The sequence below is a fragment of the Achromobacter pulmonis genome (assembly GCF_002885955.2).
GTDB lineage: Bacteria > Pseudomonadota > Gammaproteobacteria > Burkholderiales > Burkholderiaceae_B > Achromobacter > Achromobacter pulmonis_A.
The window spans coordinates 342,945-357,693 of record NZ_POQS01000004.1 but is presented as its reverse complement, the minus strand read 5'-3'; the positions used below and the strand labels follow the sequence as shown (position 1 = coordinate 357,693).

19 protein-coding genes are annotated in these 14,749 nt (G+C 71.2%); 10 read left to right on the top strand and 9 right to left on the bottom strand.

Going from position 1 to position 14,749, the window contains the following annotated elements; translation table 11 throughout:
- Positions 1 to 263 precede the first annotated feature (263 nt).
- The 3 genes from C1I89_RS16810 (at position 264) to C1I89_RS16800 (ending at position 2,351) form a co-directional block, all read left to right on the top strand.
- Positions 264 to 1,151, top strand: a complete 888-nt coding sequence (locus tag C1I89_RS16810; RefSeq protein WP_102773822.1) for a prohibitin family protein — start codon at positions 264 to 266, stop codon at positions 1,149 to 1,151.
- Between the two features lie 198 nt (positions 1,152 to 1,349).
- On the top strand, positions 1,350 to 1,592 hold the full coding sequence (locus C1I89_RS16805; RefSeq protein WP_102773821.1) for a hypothetical protein: 243 nt from the start codon (positions 1,350 to 1,352) through the stop codon (positions 1,590 to 1,592).
- Positions 1,593 to 1,658: 66 nt separating this feature from the next.
- The gene (locus C1I89_RS16800) at positions 1,659 to 2,351 is read left to right on the top strand and encodes an HAD family hydrolase (RefSeq protein ID WP_102773820.1); all 693 of its coding nucleotides are present in this window, start codon (positions 1,659 to 1,661) and stop codon (positions 2,349 to 2,351) included.
- Positions 2,352 to 2,355: 4 nt separating this feature from the next.
- Here C1I89_RS16800 and C1I89_RS16795 read toward each other — a convergent pair whose 3' ends face one another.
- Positions 2,356 to 3,138 carry an SDR family oxidoreductase gene (locus tag C1I89_RS16795; RefSeq protein WP_102773819.1) on the bottom strand — a complete coding sequence of 261 codons (783 nt, stop codon included), beginning with the start codon at positions 3,136 to 3,138 and terminating at the stop codon, positions 2,356 to 2,358.
- Positions 3,139 to 3,268: 130 nt separating this feature from the next.
- Between C1I89_RS16795 and C1I89_RS16790 the strand changes: the two genes are divergently transcribed.
- Complete coding sequence (locus C1I89_RS16790) at positions 3,269 to 3,787, top strand: MgtC/SapB family protein (RefSeq protein ID WP_102773818.1); 519 nt, start codon at positions 3,269 to 3,271, stop codon at positions 3,785 to 3,787.
- 7 nt (positions 3,788 to 3,794) lie between these two features.
- Here C1I89_RS16790 and C1I89_RS16785 read toward each other — a convergent pair whose 3' ends face one another.
- The 4 genes from C1I89_RS16785 to C1I89_RS16770 form a co-directional block, all read right to left on the bottom strand.
- Complete coding sequence (locus C1I89_RS16785) at positions 3,795 to 4,541, bottom strand: SDR family oxidoreductase (RefSeq protein ID WP_102773817.1); 747 nt, start codon at positions 4,539 to 4,541, stop codon at positions 3,795 to 3,797.
- A 48-nt stretch (positions 4,542 to 4,589) separates the two neighbouring features.
- Positions 4,590 to 5,579: a formylglycine-generating enzyme family protein gene (locus tag C1I89_RS16780; protein ID WP_102773816.1), complete on the bottom strand. Its 990-nt coding sequence runs from the start codon at positions 5,577 to 5,579 to the stop codon at positions 4,590 to 4,592.
- A gap of 91 nt (positions 5,580 to 5,670) precedes the next feature.
- Positions 5,671 to 6,330, bottom strand: a complete 660-nt coding sequence (gene alkB, locus C1I89_RS16775; protein ID WP_102773815.1) for a DNA oxidative demethylase AlkB — start codon at positions 6,328 to 6,330, stop codon at positions 5,671 to 5,673.
- Positions 6,331 to 6,338: 8 nt separating this feature from the next.
- Positions 6,339 to 7,883 carry a phospholipase D family protein gene (locus C1I89_RS16770; RefSeq protein ID WP_102773814.1) on the bottom strand — a complete coding sequence of 515 codons (1,545 nt, stop codon included), beginning with the start codon at positions 7,881 to 7,883 and terminating at the stop codon, positions 6,339 to 6,341.
- An 80-nt stretch (positions 7,884 to 7,963) separates the two neighbouring features.
- Between C1I89_RS16770 and C1I89_RS16765 the strand changes: the two genes are divergently transcribed.
- Positions 7,964 to 8,536: a helix-turn-helix domain-containing protein gene (locus tag C1I89_RS16765; protein WP_102773813.1), complete on the top strand. Its 573-nt coding sequence runs from the start codon at positions 7,964 to 7,966 to the stop codon at positions 8,534 to 8,536.
- A gap of 7 nt (positions 8,537 to 8,543) precedes the next feature.
- Entirely contained in the window at positions 8,544 to 9,080 is a 537-nt protein-coding gene (locus C1I89_RS16760; RefSeq protein ID WP_102773812.1) for a GNAT family N-acetyltransferase, read from the top strand.
- Positions 9,081 to 9,083: 3 nt separating this feature from the next.
- On the opposite strand, the gene C1I89_RS16755 is transcribed toward C1I89_RS16760, so the two are convergent.
- Complete coding sequence (locus C1I89_RS16755) at positions 9,084 to 9,416, bottom strand: hypothetical protein (protein WP_102773811.1); 333 nt, start codon at positions 9,414 to 9,416, stop codon at positions 9,084 to 9,086.
- Between the two features lie 148 nt (positions 9,417 to 9,564).
- Between C1I89_RS16755 and C1I89_RS34550 the strand changes: the two genes are divergently transcribed.
- Together C1I89_RS34550 and C1I89_RS16750 are read left to right on the top strand one after the other, a co-directional pair.
- A complete protein-coding gene (locus tag C1I89_RS34550) occupies positions 9,565 to 9,720 on the top strand; it encodes a hypothetical protein (protein ID WP_181390972.1) in 156 nt (51 codons plus the stop codon).
- Positions 9,721 to 9,882: 162 nt separating this feature from the next.
- Positions 9,883 to 10,662, top strand: coding sequence for an SDR family NAD(P)-dependent oxidoreductase (locus C1I89_RS16750; protein ID WP_102773810.1), 780 nt, complete (start codon positions 9,883 to 9,885; stop codon positions 10,660 to 10,662).
- Positions 10,663 to 10,681: 19 nt separating this feature from the next.
- On the opposite strand, the gene C1I89_RS16745 is transcribed toward C1I89_RS16750, so the two are convergent.
- The gene (locus tag C1I89_RS16745; protein WP_102773809.1) at positions 10,682 to 11,452 is read right to left on the bottom strand and encodes a sulfite exporter TauE/SafE family protein; all 771 of its coding nucleotides are present in this window, start codon (positions 11,450 to 11,452) and stop codon (positions 10,682 to 10,684) included.
- Between the two features lie 151 nt (positions 11,453 to 11,603).
- Here C1I89_RS16745 and C1I89_RS16740 point away from each other — a divergent pair, with 151 nt between their 5' ends.
- A complete protein-coding gene (locus C1I89_RS16740) occupies positions 11,604 to 12,503 on the top strand; it encodes a LysR substrate-binding domain-containing protein (RefSeq protein WP_102773808.1) in 900 nt (299 codons plus the stop codon).
- Between the two features lie 100 nt (positions 12,504 to 12,603).
- Entirely contained in the window at positions 12,604 to 13,086 is a 483-nt protein-coding gene (locus tag C1I89_RS16735; protein WP_102773807.1) for a MarR family winged helix-turn-helix transcriptional regulator, read from the top strand.
- Positions 13,087 to 13,105: 19 nt separating this feature from the next.
- Here the strand turns inward: C1I89_RS16735 and C1I89_RS16730 are convergent, their stop codons facing one another.
- On the bottom strand, positions 13,106 to 14,002 hold the full coding sequence (locus C1I89_RS16730; protein WP_102773806.1) for a DMT family transporter: 897 nt from the start codon (positions 14,000 to 14,002) through the stop codon (positions 13,106 to 13,108).
- Between the two features lie 87 nt (positions 14,003 to 14,089).
- The coding region (locus tag C1I89_RS16725) for a helix-turn-helix domain-containing protein (RefSeq protein ID WP_102773805.1) at positions 14,090 to 14,749 on the bottom strand (660 nt) is incomplete at its 5' end.

Sequence of the window (14,749 nt, the reverse complement as noted above, 5' to 3'; positions counted from 1 at the left end):
GGGACGTAACAGGTTGCGGCCTGATGCTAGGAACTTTACCGGGCGTCGAAGGGGCGCGGCGCAACAATCGTCACAATTCGGCGCGGCGCGGACTTCCGCTAGAATCCGGTGCTTCTTTTCCGGGGGGGACGCTCGATGAGGTATTTCCTGATCTTGGTGGGAGCGGCTGTCGTCGCTTACTTGCTGGCGCGGGGCATAGCCGCCGTGCTCTCGGACCGTAAACGTTCAAAAACAGAAAGGGATTTGAAGTGAAGCCGACAGACATGCAAGTGGTCAAATCGATAGGCGCGGTCAAGCCGCGCAGCCTCAAGGTGGCGGCGATCGCGGCGGTGCTGTTCCTGCTGATCCTGTTCCTGGCCTTCGATTCGTGGTTCCAGGTGGACCAGGGCGAGCGCGGCGTGGTGCTGCGCAACGGCAAGCTGGTGCGCGTTTCCGAGCCCGGCCTGGATTTCAAGACGCCGTTCATCGACAACGTGATGATGGTGTCGGTGCGCGACCACACGTTCGTGTTCGAAAAGCTGGAGGCCTACAGCTATGACCAGCAGCCGGCGACGCTGCGGGTTTCGGTGACCTATCGCGTGCCGCCCGAGCACGTGGCCGAGCTGTATTCGGAGTACGGCACCATCAGCAATCTGCAGATGCGGGTGCTGGAACGCAAGACGCCGGACTCGGTGAAGAACGTGTTCGGCCAGTACACGGCCGTGCGCGCCATCCAGGAACGCCAGAAGCTGGGCCTGGACGTGAACGAGTCCGTGCGCAAGACCATGGAAGGCGCGCCGGTGCAGGTGGTGGGCGTGCAGATCGAGGAAGTGGGCTTTTCGCAGGCCTATGAACATTCCATCGAGCAGCGCATGCTGGCCCAGGTGCAGATCGAGACGACCCGCCAGCAAAAGGAAACGGCGACCATCAACGCCGAGATCCAGGTGGTCAAGGCCAAGGCCGAGGCCGACGCGCGCCGCCAGCAGTTCACCGCCGAGGCCGACGGCATCCGCATGCGCGGCGAGGCCGAGGCCGCCGCGATCCGCGCCAAGGCCGAGGCGCTGGCCGCCAACACCAATCTGGTGAGCCTGAATGCCGTGGAAAAGTGGGACGGCGTGCTGCCGGCCACGCAGGTTCCGGGCGCGGCCCTGCCGTTCATCGGCATCAAGTAAGCATCGGCGTCGGGCGTTTCCGTCCGATTTTCGCCACACCGGCCGCGGGGTTCTCCCGCGGCCGTCCCCAAGCTAGGGGATATCCCTCTGTCAAGAATGGCAAAGCCGGCGCATCGTGGTGTCACGAGCCGCCGTGGGCGGCGATACGATAGCCACGATCCCGCGGGGTCGATAAGCTTCAGCAACAAGGAGACGGGGATGTCTCAAATGGAATGGACGCCCGGCGATACGCTGCCGGACCGTCACGGCTATTACGAAACGCGGTTCGACACCGGATACACCGCGATCACGCTGTACAGCGTGCTGGGCTGGATGCCGGCCAAGGCCAGCGGCACCATGATCAGCTGGCGCGCGCTGCCGCCGGAGGCCGAGCGGCAGGAGGCCGAAAGGCACATCGAGGCGTTGCGGGCCGCGCAATGCCACGTGCCGATGGACTACTAGGGCCGGCCGCGCGCCGCGGCTGAAGTATGCTTACGCGCTTGTTCCGCTTATTTCCGGCTGGCCCCGATGACTGATTTTCCCTTTGACGCCGTGCTGTTCGACTGCGACGGCGTCCTGGTCGATTCCGAACCCATTACCTGCCGCGTGCTGACCCAAATGCTCAACGAGCTGGGCTGGGACATCGCGCACGACGAAACCATGCGCATCTTCACCGGCAAGGCCGTGAAGGACGAACTGCCGCTGATCCAGGCGCGCACCGGCGCCGCGCTCGGCCCGGAATGGTTCGCCGAATTCCGCCAGCGGCGCAACGACGCGCTGGACCTGGAATTGCTGGAAATCCCCGGCGCGCCGGACGCCGTGCGCGCCCTGCACGGGGCGCTGGGCGGACGCATTGCGGTCGCCTCGGGCGCCGACCGTCGCAAGGTGGAGCTGCAGCTGGCCAAGGTGGGCATCGCCGACTGCTTCGACGGACGCGTGTTCAGCGGCCACGAAATGCCGCGCAGCAAGCCGCATCCGGACGTGTACCTGGCCGCCGCCGAGGCGCTCGGCGTGGACCCGCGGCGCTGCGCGGTCGTGGAAGACACGGTGACCGGCGCGACCGCCGGGGTGGCCGCCGGCGCCACGGTGTTCGGCTACAGCCCGAGCGCCAACGGCCATAGCGGCGCCGAGGCGCTGCGCGGCGTGGGCGTGGCGCAGGTGTTCACCGACATGGCGCAGCTGCCGGCGCTGCTGGCCGACTGGGGCCGGCGCGCGGCCTGAGCGCTCAGCGCGCCTGGTTGGCGTACTGCCCGCCGCCGTCCAGGTCGATCACCGTGCCGCTCAGGTAGCCGGCGCGGGGCGAGGCCCCGAAGACGATCATGTCGGCCACTTCCGCGGGCTCCATCAGACGGCCGAAGGGCAGGTCCGTCAGCGTTTCCTGCCAGCGGCTTTCATCGCCCCAGCGGGCCTGCGCGCGCTGCTGCGCCAGCGTCAGCACGCGGTCGGTGCGGGTGCGCGAGGGATTCACGCCGAAGACCCGCACGCCGTGGCGCGGCGCCTCGCCGCCCAGCGCGCGGGTGAAGGCGATCAGCGAGGCATTGGCCGCCGCGCCGCAGATGTAGTCGGCGCGCGGCGCCGAGCCGGCCATGCCGATGATGTTGGCGATGACCCCCGCGCCGGCCGCGCGCATGCGCGGATAGTAGTGGCGCGCCAGGTCGATGTAGCCGTGCACTTTCAGGTCCCAGCCGGCGCGCCAGCGCTCGTCCTGCACCTGTTCCAGCGCGCCGCCCGGCACCGCGCCGGCGTTGTTCACCAGGATGTCGACGTCTCCGGCCATCTCGGCCAGGCGCTGCGCCGCGCCCGTCTGCGCCAGGTCCAGCGTGTGCGCCTGCACCGGCTCGCCGGTGTGCTCGCCGATGGCCTCGGAGGCGGCGCGCAGCGCGGCGTCGTCGCGCGCCACCAGTATGGGTTGCGCGCCTTCGCGCGCGAACGCGATGGCGCAGGCCAGCCCGATGCCCTTGGAAGCGCCCGTGATGAGCACGCGTTTACCGCCCAGCTGCAGATCCATGTAGTCCTCCGGTCGATACGCGCCCGCGGCATTGCGGGACACCTGTCGGTTGTAAACCAGTTGGGCCGGGCATGCCAGCGCGCGCGCCGCCTGCTATGCTGCCTGCATCGAGGCCCACGAGGAGGCGGCGATGTCTGAAGTCTGGCTGGAAATCTGGTCCGCGGCGCGCAGCGAGTTCTCCGACATCCCGGATGTGACCGAGGCCACGCGCATCGTGCTGCGGCTGGGCATGGCGGTGCTGCTGGGCGGCCTGCTGGGCTACGAGCGCGAGCGCAGCGGCAAGGCGGCCGGCCTGCGCACCCACATGCTGGTGGCGCTGGGCGCCGCCATTTTCGTGCTGGTGCCGCTGCAGGGCGGCATGGCGGTGGGCGACCTCAGCCGCGTGCTGCAAGGCGTGATCGCCGGCATCGGCTTTCTGGGCGCAGGCGCCATCATCAAGCTCGGCTCGGAGCGCGAAATCCACGGCCTGACCACGTCGGCCGGCATCTGGATGACGGCCGCCATCGGCGTGGCCGCGGGCATGGGGCGCGAGGCCACCGCCGTGCTCAGCACGCTGCTGGCCCTGTTCGTGCTGGCGGTGCTGCGCCGGGTCGAAGCGCGCATCTCGTCCAGGCACGAGAAGCGCGTGATCTCCTCGGGCTCCGGATAGGCGCGCCTCAGTTGCCGCCGGACACTTCGATGAACGAGCCGCTGGTGTAGCCGGCTTCGTCGGAGAACAGCCACATCACCGCGCCGGCGACTTCCTCCACCGTGCCGCCGCGGCGCAGCGGGATCGCGCTCTTGAGCCGGTCGACCCGGCCCGGCTCGCCGCCGCTGGCGTGCATGTCGGTGTAGATGGTGCCGGGGCGCACGCCGTTGACGCGTATGCCCTCGGGCGCGACTTCCTTGGACAGGCCTATCGTCATGGTGTCCAGCGCGCCCTTGGACGCGGCGTAGTCCACGTATTCGTTGGGCGAGCCCAGGCGCGCGGCGGCCGAGGACACGTTGACGATGGCGCCGCCCGGGCCGCCGTGGCGCGTGGACATGCGGCGCACGGCCTCGCGCGCGCACAGGAAGGCGCCGATCACGTTGGTGGCCAGCACGCGCTGCAGGCGCTCGGCGCTCATGGCCTCCACGCGCATCTGCTGCTCCAGGATGCCGGCGTTGTTCACCAGCGCGTCGATGCGGCCGAGTTCGTCATCCAGCGCCTGGAACATGCGCAGCACCTGCGCCTCCTGCGAGACGTCGGCCTGCAGCGCGACGGCGCGTCCGCCTTCGGCGCGGATGGCGTCCACCACCGCCTGGGCCGCGCCGGCCTGGGCATGGTAGTTGACGCCCACCGCGTAGCCGCGGCGCGCGGCCAGTCTGGCGATGGCGGCGCCGATACCGCGGCTGCCGCCGGTGACGAGCATGACTTTGGACATGGCTTTCTCCTGGTCGTATCCGGTGCTGCGGCTATGCTAACCGCAAGTTCAGTCGGCCTCGCGCAGCAGCCGCACGCCGACCAGCGGGTAGCGGGTCTGCTGCGTATTCCAGTTGCGGAACGAGGCGCGCGTGTACAGCGCCCAGGTGTGCCACGAGCCGCCGCGCCGCACGCGCACGTTGCCGCTGTCCGGGCCTTGCGGATCGTCCGTCGGGGATTGCGCGTAGTAGTCCTCGCCATACCAGTCCGCCACCCATTCCCAGGCGTTGCCGTGCATGTCGTACAGGCCGAAGGCGTTGGGCGCGTAGCTGGCCGCCGGCGCGGTGAAGGCGTGGCCGTCGCCGCGGACCGAGGCGAACGCGGCCCATTGCGGCCAGCGCGGCGCGGCCTGCGCGTCGAAGCCGTTGCCGATTTCGGGCATGGCGGCGGGATCGTCGCCGTTCTGGTAGCGCGTGCGCGCGCCGGCGCGGCAGGCGTATTCCCATTCGGCCTCGGTGGGCAGGCGGTAGGTCCGGCCTTCCTGCTGGGTGAGCCAGCGGGCCAGCGCCACGGCGTCGTTCCAGCTGATGTTCACGACCGGATGGTCGTCGTCCTGCGCGAAGCCAGGCTTGCGCCAGGAATAGCGGCGGTCGCGGCCTTCGAAGGCGTCGCCGCTTTCCGAGCGGGCGGGATCGTATTGCGGGTTGTAGCCGTAGCCGCCGGTGCCGTCGGCCTCGGATTCCGCCACGTAGCCCGAGGCCTCGATGAAGCGGCGGAACTGCCCCACCGTGACCTCGGTGCGCTGCAGGTAGAACGGGCGCGTGATGCGCACGGTGTGCACCGGCGCCTCGTCGGACAGCTGGGCGTAGCGGTCGGGCGGGTACTGCGGATAGGCGCGCGCCAGCGCCTCGGGCGTTTCGTCGCTGCCCATCTGGAAGCTGCCTGCCGGGATGCGCACGAACGTCATGCCCAGCGAGTTCTCGACCTGCGCCGCGGGCGGGGCGGCGGCCCAGGCGCAGGCGGGGATCAGGGTGCAAAGCAGGGCCAACAGGGATCGCATGGGCGTGGGGCTCGGCGGGGAGGTGCGCAATGGTAGAGCGGCCGCGGCGCGCCGGCCAGCCGCGGACAACCCTCATGCCGCGCCGGCGGGCTCAGCCCGCCTTGCGGATGGTGAAGTTGATGCGCAGGCTGCCCAGCCGCGGGTGCGGCAGGGCCTGCATGGGCATGACGCCGTGGTAGCGCAGCCGGTCGACGCCGCCCCAGACCACCACGTCGCCGTGGAACAGCGTGGTGCGCGAGGTTTTGTCGCCGCGCGCCAGGCCGCCGAACAGGAACACGGCCGGCATGCCCAGCGATACCGACACGATGGGCGCGCCGTAGTCGCGCTCGTTGCGGTCCTGGTGCAGCGACAGGCGCGAGCCGGGTTCGTAGCGGTTCACCAGGCAGGCGTCCGGCGCGAAACCGGGAAAACCGGCTTCGGCGGCCGCGTCGCGGGCCAGTTCGGCGAAGGCCGCGGGCATGTCGGGCCAGGGCCGGCCCGACAGCGGATCGCGGTGGGTGTAGCGGTAGCCGTGGGCGTCGCTGGTCCAGCCCAGGCTGCCGCAGTTGGTCAGCGCCACCGACATGGTGTAGCCGCCCGGCGTCTGCATCTGCCGGAACGGAGCCTCGCCCGTCACGGCGTCGACGCCGGCGAGCAGGGCCTCGGCCCGCGCCAGCGCATAGCCGCGCAGCACCACCGACTGCGGGCCCAGCACGACGCGGCCGCCCTGCGCGGGCGCGTCGTCGGCGAAGAGGTCCAGGTTCGGGGCCATGCGCGCGCCTACAGCAGCGGCTCCAGCGGCAGCAGCGACACGAACCACACCGACACGCGCTGCCACAGCGTGGTGCCCGGTTCGGTATCGTGCCGCACGGTCTGGCCGTCGCGCTGTTCCAGCCAGTACAGGCCGCCCCGGTCGTCCAGGCAGACCCGGTAGGCCACCTTGGCCATGTCGCGATCGAAGGATTCGGCGATGCGCCGCGCCAGCGTAGGGCTGTCGATGACGAAGCCCAGCTCGGTGTTCAGTTTGGCCGAGCGCGGGTCGAAGTTGAACGAGCCCACGAAGATACGGCGGCCGTCGACGGCGAAGGTCTTGGCGTGCAGGCTGGAGCCGGAACTGCCGAACGGCCCCACGCCCTTGCTGCGCTCCACGTCGCCGGCCATGCGCTTCATTTCGAACAGTTCCACGCCGCTGGCCAGCAGGTCCTTGCGGCGCTTGGCGTAGCCGGAATGCACCACCGCCACGTCGGTGGCTTCGAGCGCGTTGGTCAGCACCCTGACCTTGACGCCGCCCTGCGCCATCTGCGCGAACGCCTCCGTGCCGCTGGCCGTGGGCACGAAATAGGGCGACACCAGTTCCATGTCGGTGGCCGGCGCGCCGAGGATCTCGTGCAGCTGATGCGGCAGCATGGCTTCGGGCGGCGCGGTTCCCAGGGTCTTGCGGGGATCGTCGCTGACCATGCGCGTGTCGGCCCATTCCAGTTCCAGCCGGCCTTGCAGCAGATCCTGGATGAAGGGCAGCTCGCGCATGGCCTGGGCGTAGGCGGCGGCCTGGGGCGAGCGTTCGACGCTTGCGGCGGCCTGCGCCAGTTCCTCCAGCCTGCCGGGCTCCGGCCGCTTGAGCAGGCGGTCCACCGGATAGGCCGATTCGCTGGCCCAGTAGCGGTCGAAATCCGTGGAGACGTCGTTGACCGCCGCGCCGATGGCCAGCACGTCCAGGTCGGTGAACAGCACGTCGCTGGTCGCGCCGAAGTATTCGTCGCCGACGTTGCGCCCGCCGACGATGGTGGCCTGGTTGTCGGCGGTGAAGGACTTGTTGTGCATGCGGCGGTTCAGGCGGCGGAATTCCGTCACGTAGCCCAGCGGCTTGGGCCAGCGCAGCACGAAGGGGTTGTACAGCCGCACCTCGATGTTGGGGTGGGCGTCCAGCGCGGCCAGCTCCTCGTCCAGCCCCGAGGTGCCGTTGTCGTCGAGCAGCAGCCGCACCCGCACGCCGCGGCCGGCGGCCTCGTGCAGGGCCTGCAGCAGCATGGTGCCCGTCATGTCCTTGTGCCAGATGTAGTACTGCACGTCCAGGCTGCGCTGGGCCGCGCGCGCCAGCATCATGCGCGCGGCGAAGGCGTCGTGCGCGTCGGCCAGCGGATGGATGCCGGACTTGCCGGGATGGGGGGCGGCCAGCGGCGCGATGCCGCGGCCCAGCGCGGTGTCTTGCGACGCCTCGGGCGTCAGGGCGCGGGATTCGCTGCGTTTGTCCAGGGAGGGCAGGCCGCAGCCGCTCAGAAAGCTCAGGCAGAGGGCGGTCATGATCAGGGGTTTGGCCAGGTGCATGCCCCGTATTGTGCCGAAATCGCGCGGCGGGCCCGCTCCGGTTCTTGACGGAATTCCTGATTTGAGAGAAATTCCCGAATATGGAAAATTCACCGATTGCCGACGCCGGGCTGGACCGGCGCATCGCCGCCCGGCTCAAGACGCTGCGCCAGGAGCGCGGCTGGTCGCTGGACGAACTCGCCGGCCGCGCCGGCGTCAGCCGCGCCACGCTGTCGCGGCTGGAGAACGCCGAGGTCAGCGCCACCGCCAGCGTGCTGGGCAAGCTGTGCGCGGCCTACGGCCTGACCATGTCGCGGCTGATGCTGATGGTCGAGGACGATTTCGCGCCGCTGGTGCCGCAGCAGGCGCAGGCCGTGTGGACGGACGAGAGCGCCGGTTTTCGCCGGCGCTCGGTGTCGCCGCCCGCGCAGCAGCTGGCCGGCGAAGTGCTGGCCTGCGAGCTGCAGGCCGGCGCGCGCATCGCCTACGAGCGCTCGCCGCGCCCGGGCCTGGAGCACCATCTGCTGATGCTGGAGGGCCGGCTGGACCTGACCGTGGACGGCCAGGCTTACCGCCTGGCTCCCGGCGACTGCCTGCGCTACCAGCTGTTCGGCGCCAGCGAATTCTCCACCCCGCCGGACGCCGGCGCCCGCTATCTGCTTTTCATCGTCTGAGGCCGCCATGCCCGAATCGACATATGACTTGACGCTGCTGCCGGCCGACGCCGCCGAGACCCTGCTGGCCGATCTGGCCGAGCTGCTGCGCGCCTGCGTGCAGGACGGCGCCAGCGTCGGCTTCGTGCTGCCCTACGCGCCGGCCGATGCGCAGGCCTATTGGCGCGCCAAGGTGCTGCCGGGCGTCGCCGCCGGCACGCTGGCGCTGTGGGTGGCGCGCCTGGACGGGCGGGTCGCCGGATCGGTGCAGCTCGATTGCGACATGCCGCCCAACCAGCCCCACCGCGCCGAACTGCGCAAGCTGCTGGTGCATCCGGATTTCCGCCGCCGCGGCCTGGCGCGCGCGCTGCTGCGCGAGGCCGAGGCCATGGCGGCGCGGCGCGGCCGCAGCCTGATCACGCTGGATACGCGCACCGGCGACAAGGCGGAGCCGCTGTACGCTTCCGCGGGCTACCGGACGGCGGGCAGGATTCCGGGATTCAGCCGCGATCCGCGCGACCCGTCCAGGCTGGACGCCACCACGGTCATGTACAAGCAGCTGTGACGCTCAGGCCAGGGGCTTGATGCCCACGCTGTAGGGCGGCGCGTTGCCGCGCGCGGCGGCCTTGATCTTCAGCATCGAGCCGCCGGGCGTGAATTCGAATTCCTGGTAGGGCACTTCGAACCATTGGTGGAAGCTGGTGCGCGAGAACTCGGGCACCCAGACCTTGGGCCGCTTGGGATCGCAGTGGAACTCCACCAGCGTGCGGTCGATGCCCAGCGGCCGCGTATTGCCGATGCGGTAGCTGGCCTTCAGCTCGGCGCGCTCGGTCGCGCCCGGACGCCATTGCAGGCCGATGGATTCCATGAAATGTTCGATCGCCTCGATGCCGCGATACATGGCGTTGCTCCAAAATCTGGTTTCAGTCCGAATTATCCGCCATTCCGCGCGCTTGCCCTGCGCCAATCGCCGCCATTGAACAAACCAAATGGACGCGTCGCGCCGTGGCGCGCACCATGACACCTCGAACCCTGGACAAGGAGCTGTCATGTCTAATCTGATCCTGGCGCTGGTGAGCGCGGAACTGACTCTTTTCGGCGTCGCCGCGCCCGTCTTCGACGAACCCGCCGCCGCGCCCGAGGCGCAGGGGCCGGGCACGGCGCCCAGCTTCGATCGCGAGCATTACCGCAGCGCGCTGGGCTGATGGAACCTGCGCCGCAACGGCGCAGGAATAGGCAGATTTCAAGCAAGAACGAGCCTGTACGCCCCGGCTCGCGATTCTTACCATCCCTGTACGGAATCGGGACTCCCGGTCCGTCAGCCCCGCGGCATGTGGCCGGCGGGGCCCGCAAACGCAGGGGGTTGCATGAATACCGAGAAAATCTGGTTGGTGACGGGCGCGTCGAAGGGGCTGGGCCTGAGCCTGGTCCGGCTGTTGCTGGAGCAGGGACACAAAGTGGCGGCGACCTCGCGCGACGGCGACGCGTTGCTGGACGCGGTGGGCGCAAAGCTGGAAGGCCGCTTTCTGCCGCTGACGGTGGACCTGGCAGACGAGCGCGGCGTGCGGCGGGCGGTGCAAGCCACGGCGGTCGCCTTCGGCGGCCTGGACGTCGTGGTCAATAACGCCGGCTGCGGCCTGCAGGGCGCGCTGGACGGCCTGTCGGACCGGGAGCTGCGCGGCAGTTTCGACGTCAACGTGTTCGGCATGCTGAACGTGCTCAGGGCAGCCCTGCCGCACCTGCGCGCGCAGCGCGGCGGGCATGTGTTCAATATTTCGTCGATCCTGGGCTTCGACGGCGGCCATCCGGACTGGGGCGCCTACAGCGCCGCCAAGTTCGCGGTCAGCGGCCTGACCGAGGCGCTGGCGGCGCAGGCCGCGCCCGACGGCTTGCGCGTGACGCTGGTGTATCCGGGCGCGATGCGCGCGGCCGATGCGCCCCATGGGCAGGGCAGCGATCCGGCCAAGATGGCGCAGGTGCTGATCGACGCGGCCCAGGCGCAGTACGCGCCGCTGCATCTGTTCCTGGGGCGCGACGCCTTCGACCAGGCGCGCGCCAAGATCCACGCGGTGCAGCAGGAACTGGCGCGCTGGCGCGAGATGTCGGTGTCCATCGGCCTGGCCGACGAAAGGCGGATCGCCGCCTGAAACGGGATGGGACAGGACGCTAGCCCGCCAGCCCGCGCGCGGCCTGGTACGCGCCCAGCAGCGCCAGGCTGATCATGAAGACCAGCTTGAAGGCGCGCGCCGAGAGCCGGGCGCGCAGCCACTGGCCCAGCGCCATGCCGGCCAGCGCGGGCGCGAGCATCAGCACCGACGCGCCGGCCGCCTCGGGCGTGTAGCCGCCGTTGATCGCCAGCCCCGCGGCCAGCGCCACGGTCGAGACCGTGAACGAAATCCCCATGGCCTGGATCAGGCCGTCCTTGCCCAGGTTCAGCGCCTGCAGGTAGGGCACGGCCGGAATCACGAACACGCCGGTGGCCGCGGTGATCACGCCGGTGACGGCGCCGACCGCCGCGCCCAGCCAGCCCTGGCGCCGCGCCGGCACGCTGGGCGGCGATCCGAACAGGCCCCAGGCGGCATAGGCCACCAGCGCCAGCCCCAGGCAGACGCCGGCCCAGCGGCCGGAAGGCGCGCCCAGCCAAAGCGCCGCGCCTATCGTGCCGACGCAGATGCCCGCCTGCATGCCGGCGACGCGGCGCAGCACGGCCGGCAGCGACGGCCACGGCCGGGCCTGCCACAGGTTGGTGATGAGCGAAGGCACGATGAGCAGGGCGGCGGCCTGGGCCGGCGCCATCAGCAGCGCCAGCAGCGCCATGGAAATCGTGGGCAGTCCCAGTCCCACCACGCCCTTGACCACGCCGGCCAGGATGAAGATGGACAGGGTGGCGGCGAACAGGGCGGGCGTGGCCCCGGGCAGCAGATCGTAGGTCGTCATGAGGCTATGCCCGCGCCTGAGGCGAGGGGCGTCGGGCGGGCCATTCGAGTGGCAGGGACTTCATTCTCCGCCGGAGATCGCCGGGCCGGAATCGGGATCTCGCGTAGCAAGCCTATGGGTTGGCCTGAGGCTGGCGTGCTACGCTTTTTGCATGCGATTCGACCTGACCGACCTGCGGCTTTTCCTCAACGTACAGGAGACCGGCTCCATCACGGCCGGCGCGCGGCGCACGCACATGACGCTGGCCTCGGCCAGCGAGCGCATCCGCGGCATGGAGGACACGCTGGGCGTGCCCCTGCTGCTGCGCGGCCCGCGCGGCGTCGAGCCGACGCCGGCCGGGCGCACGCTGGCGCACCATGCGCGGGTGGTGCTGGCGCAGATGGACCGCATGCGCGGCGAACTCGACCACTACGGCCAGGGCCTCAAGGGCCACGTCCGGATGCTGTGCAACACCAGCGCGATGAGCGAGTACCTGCCGCCGGTGCTGGGCGCTTTCCTCAAGAACCATCCGCGCGTGTCGGTCGACCTGGAAGAGCGCCTGAGCCACGAGATCGCCGACGCGCTGCGCGCCGGCGCCTGCGATATCGGCGTGCTGGCGGACTCGGCCGACCTGCATGGCCTGCGCACGGTCACCTTCCGCCACGATCCGCTGGCCCTCATCGTGCCCGCCGGCCATCCGCTGGCCGCGCGCGCCTCGCTCACGCTGGCGGAGGTGGCGGATCAGGAGTTCGTGGGCCTGGTGGAAGGCAGCGCGCTGCAGGAGCACATCGCGCATCACGCGCGGCGCGGCGGCAAGGCCTTGTCCTACCGCGTGCGGCTGCGCAGCTTCGACGCCGTGTGCCGGATGGTGGGGCAGGGCGTGGGCATAGGCATCGTCCCGCGCGTGGCGGCGGCGCGCTACGGGCGCGCGGCCGGCGTGCGGCGCGTGGCGCTGGCCGACGGCTGGGCCGCGCGCGATCTGGTGCTGTGCACGCGCGACGCGCTGCCAGCCTATGCCGCCGAGCTGGTGGAATACGCGCTGCGCGACGCGCCTGGCGCGCGGGCCGGCTGAACGCCGCCCGGCTGGACGCGGACGCCAGCCGGCGTTAGCGTTAAGGCCTTGCCGGCCGCCGCGGCCGGCTTCCGCTCCCCGGTTTTCTTTCGCGCCCGCCATGCCCGACGATCCGTCCCCCGCCGCCGTCCCGTTCCATGCGCCCGATCCGCAGCTCTGCAACGGCGCCGCGCTGCGCAAGGCGACGCGGCGCGTATCGCAGCTGTACGACTCGGTGCTGGCGCCCTGCGGGCTGAAGGTGTCGCAGCATTCGATCCTGCTGCACATCGCGCGGGCGGGCACGCCCTCGCTGACCGATCTGGCGCGGGCCATGGTGCTGGACCGCTCCGCGCTGGCCCACAACCTCAAGCCGCTGGAGCGCGACGGCTACGTGCAGACCTCGCGCGATCCGCTGGACGGCCGCAGCCGCCGCGTGGCGCTGACCGAGTCCGGGCGCGCCAAGCTGGCGCAGGCCCGGCGCCTGTGGCGCGAGGCGCAGCGCCGCTTCGAGGCCGCCTATGGCGCCGAGCGCGCGGCCGCCCTGCGGCGCGCGCTGGCAGAGATCTTCTCCGAGGAGTTCGCGCTGGCCTTCAGCCGCGGCTAGGGCCTGTGCGTGGCTCCAGTCAGGGTGAGCCGGCCCTGGTCCGCCTTGCCCCGATGCCCAGCATCGCAACGGCGCCCAGCACGCAGGCCATGCCGGCCAGTTGCTGCCCGGCCAGCGTCTCGCCCAGCAGGCCGGCGGCCAGCGCCACCGCGGCCACCGGGGCCAGCGCCGTGAAGAGCGCGGCCTCGGCGCCCTTCACGCGGGCCGCTCCCGCATACCAGAGCAGAAAGCCGCCCACCGTGGGCACCAGGGCGTAATAGGCCGTGGCCGCCAGCGCCGGGCCGGGCAGGGACAGGGTCCACGGCGCCTCGGCCAGGCTGGCCAGCGCCGAGAAGGCAAGGCCGCAGGCCGCCATGATGGTCGACAGCGCCAATGGCGCCACCGGCACGCGCAGCCGCTTGTTGAGCAGGATGAACAGGCCTTCGCACAGCACCGCGCCCAGGATCAGCGCGTTGCCCGCGAGCGACGAGCCGCCGCCGTCATCGGCGGCGTGGCGCGTCATCAGCCACACGCCGAAAGCGGCGGCGGCGATGGCCGCCAGCGTGGCCTTGCCCGGGCGCTCGCCCAGCAGCACGACGGCGATGGCGGCCGACACCAGCGGCAGCGTGCCCAGGATGATGCCGCCGTCCACGGCCGAGGTCCGCTGCAGCCCGGCGATCAGCAGCGCGGTGTAGCCCACGCTGCCGGCGATGGCCTGCGCCGCCAGCAGCAGCCAGTCGCGGCGGTCCAGCCGCGGCAGCCGCGCGCCGGACAGCGCCATCAGCAGGGCGAAACAGGGCAGGGCCAGGGCGAACCGCAGCGCGGTGGCGGTAAAGGGCGGTAGGCCCGTGGCGATGATCTTGCTGGCCACCACGGTGCTGCCCACCAGCGCCATGGCGGCCGCCAGGCAGCAATAGCCTTGCATCCGGCTGTTCATGTCTCGATACGCTTGAAGTCAGGAAAACCGCAGCGTAGGCGCGGCGGCCGCGCGAGGTCTTGAACGAAATTGCAGCCCGGCCCGCGCTCAGCCGGCGGCCCGGGCGTAGCGCGCCGGCGAGACGCCGTAGGCGCGCACGAACAGCCGGGTCATGTGGCTCTGGTCGGCGAAACCGCCGGCCGCCGCGGCCGCGGCCAGCGCCGTGCCCTGGCGGATCAGGCTGCGCGCCAGCAGCAGCCGGCGCTGCATCTGGTAGGCATGCGGCGTCAGGCCGGTGGCCTGGGAGAAGGCCCGCAGCACCTGATAGCGGCTCAGGCCGCTGGCCGCGGCCAGGTCGGCCAGCGACAGCGCGGCGGCCGGATCGTCGTCGATCAGGCTGCGCGCGTGGCGGATCGCGTCGGGCGCGCCGCGCGGCCGGTCGCGGACGCGCGCCGGCGCCGCGCCCGCCCGCGCCAGGATGCGCAGCAGCAGCACGTCGCAAGCCAGCGGCGCGGCGCCGGCCGTCGCCTGCGCGTACAGCGCCAGCACGTCGCGGGCCAGTTCGGGGCGGTCCTGCGCGGGGTGTTCGAATTCGTAGCCGCGCAGGGCGGCGGGCAGTCCGGCGGCGGCTTCGGCCACCACCTGCGGGTCCAGGTACAGCATCTGCCAGGCGCGCAGGCCGTCGCCCAGCGGCGCGCCGTCGTGCACTTCGCCCGGATTGACGGTGATGACGTGGCCCGGGCCGGCCTCGACCTGGCCGCGGCCGCT

Coding starts and splice junctions, on each gene's coding strand:
- C1I89_RS16755 (WP_102773811.1), bottom strand. CDS start 9,416: ATGTATCGCGGCATCGAGGCGATCGAACATTTCATGGAATCCATCGGC.
- alkB (WP_102773815.1), bottom strand. CDS start 6,330: ATGGCCCCGAACCTGGACCTCTTCGCCGACGACGCGCCCGCGCAGGGC.
- C1I89_RS16740 (WP_102773808.1), top strand. CDS start 11,604: ATGCGATTCGACCTGACCGACCTGCGGCTTTTCCTCAACGTACAGGAG.
- C1I89_RS16770 (WP_102773814.1), bottom strand. CDS start 7,883: ATGCACCTGGCCAAACCCCTGATCATGACCGCCCTCTGCCTGAGCTTT.
- C1I89_RS16800 (WP_102773820.1), top strand. CDS start 1,659: ATGACTGATTTTCCCTTTGACGCCGTGCTGTTCGACTGCGACGGCGTC.
- C1I89_RS16730 (WP_102773806.1), bottom strand. CDS start 14,002: ATGAACAGCCGGATGCAAGGCTATTGCTGCCTGGCGGCCGCCATGGCG.
- C1I89_RS16745 (WP_102773809.1), bottom strand. CDS start 11,452: ATGACGACCTACGATCTGCTGCCCGGGGCCACGCCCGCCCTGTTCGCC.
- C1I89_RS16750 (WP_102773810.1), top strand. CDS start 9,883: ATGAATACCGAGAAAATCTGGTTGGTGACGGGCGCGTCGAAGGGGCTG.
- C1I89_RS16735 (WP_102773807.1), top strand. CDS start 12,604: ATGCCCGACGATCCGTCCCCCGCCGCCGTCCCGTTCCATGCGCCCGAT.
- C1I89_RS16765 (WP_102773813.1), top strand. CDS start 7,964: ATGGAAAATTCACCGATTGCCGACGCCGGGCTGGACCGGCGCATCGCC.
- C1I89_RS16805 (WP_102773821.1), top strand. CDS start 1,350: ATGTCTCAAATGGAATGGACGCCCGGCGATACGCTGCCGGACCGTCAC.
- C1I89_RS34550 (WP_181390972.1), top strand. CDS start 9,565: ATGTCTAATCTGATCCTGGCGCTGGTGAGCGCGGAACTGACTCTTTTC.
- C1I89_RS16785 (WP_102773817.1), bottom strand. CDS start 4,541: ATGTCCAAAGTCATGCTCGTCACCGGCGGCAGCCGCGGTATCGGCGCC.
- C1I89_RS16790 (WP_102773818.1), top strand. CDS start 3,269: ATGTCTGAAGTCTGGCTGGAAATCTGGTCCGCGGCGCGCAGCGAGTTC.
- C1I89_RS16780 (WP_102773816.1), bottom strand. CDS start 5,579: ATGCGATCCCTGTTGGCCCTGCTTTGCACCCTGATCCCCGCCTGCGCC.
- C1I89_RS16795 (WP_102773819.1), bottom strand. CDS start 3,138: ATGGATCTGCAGCTGGGCGGTAAACGCGTGCTCATCACGGGCGCTTCC.
- C1I89_RS16760 (WP_102773812.1), top strand. CDS start 8,544: ATGCCCGAATCGACATATGACTTGACGCTGCTGCCGGCCGACGCCGCC.
- C1I89_RS16810 (WP_102773822.1), top strand. CDS start 264: ATGCAAGTGGTCAAATCGATAGGCGCGGTCAAGCCGCGCAGCCTCAAG.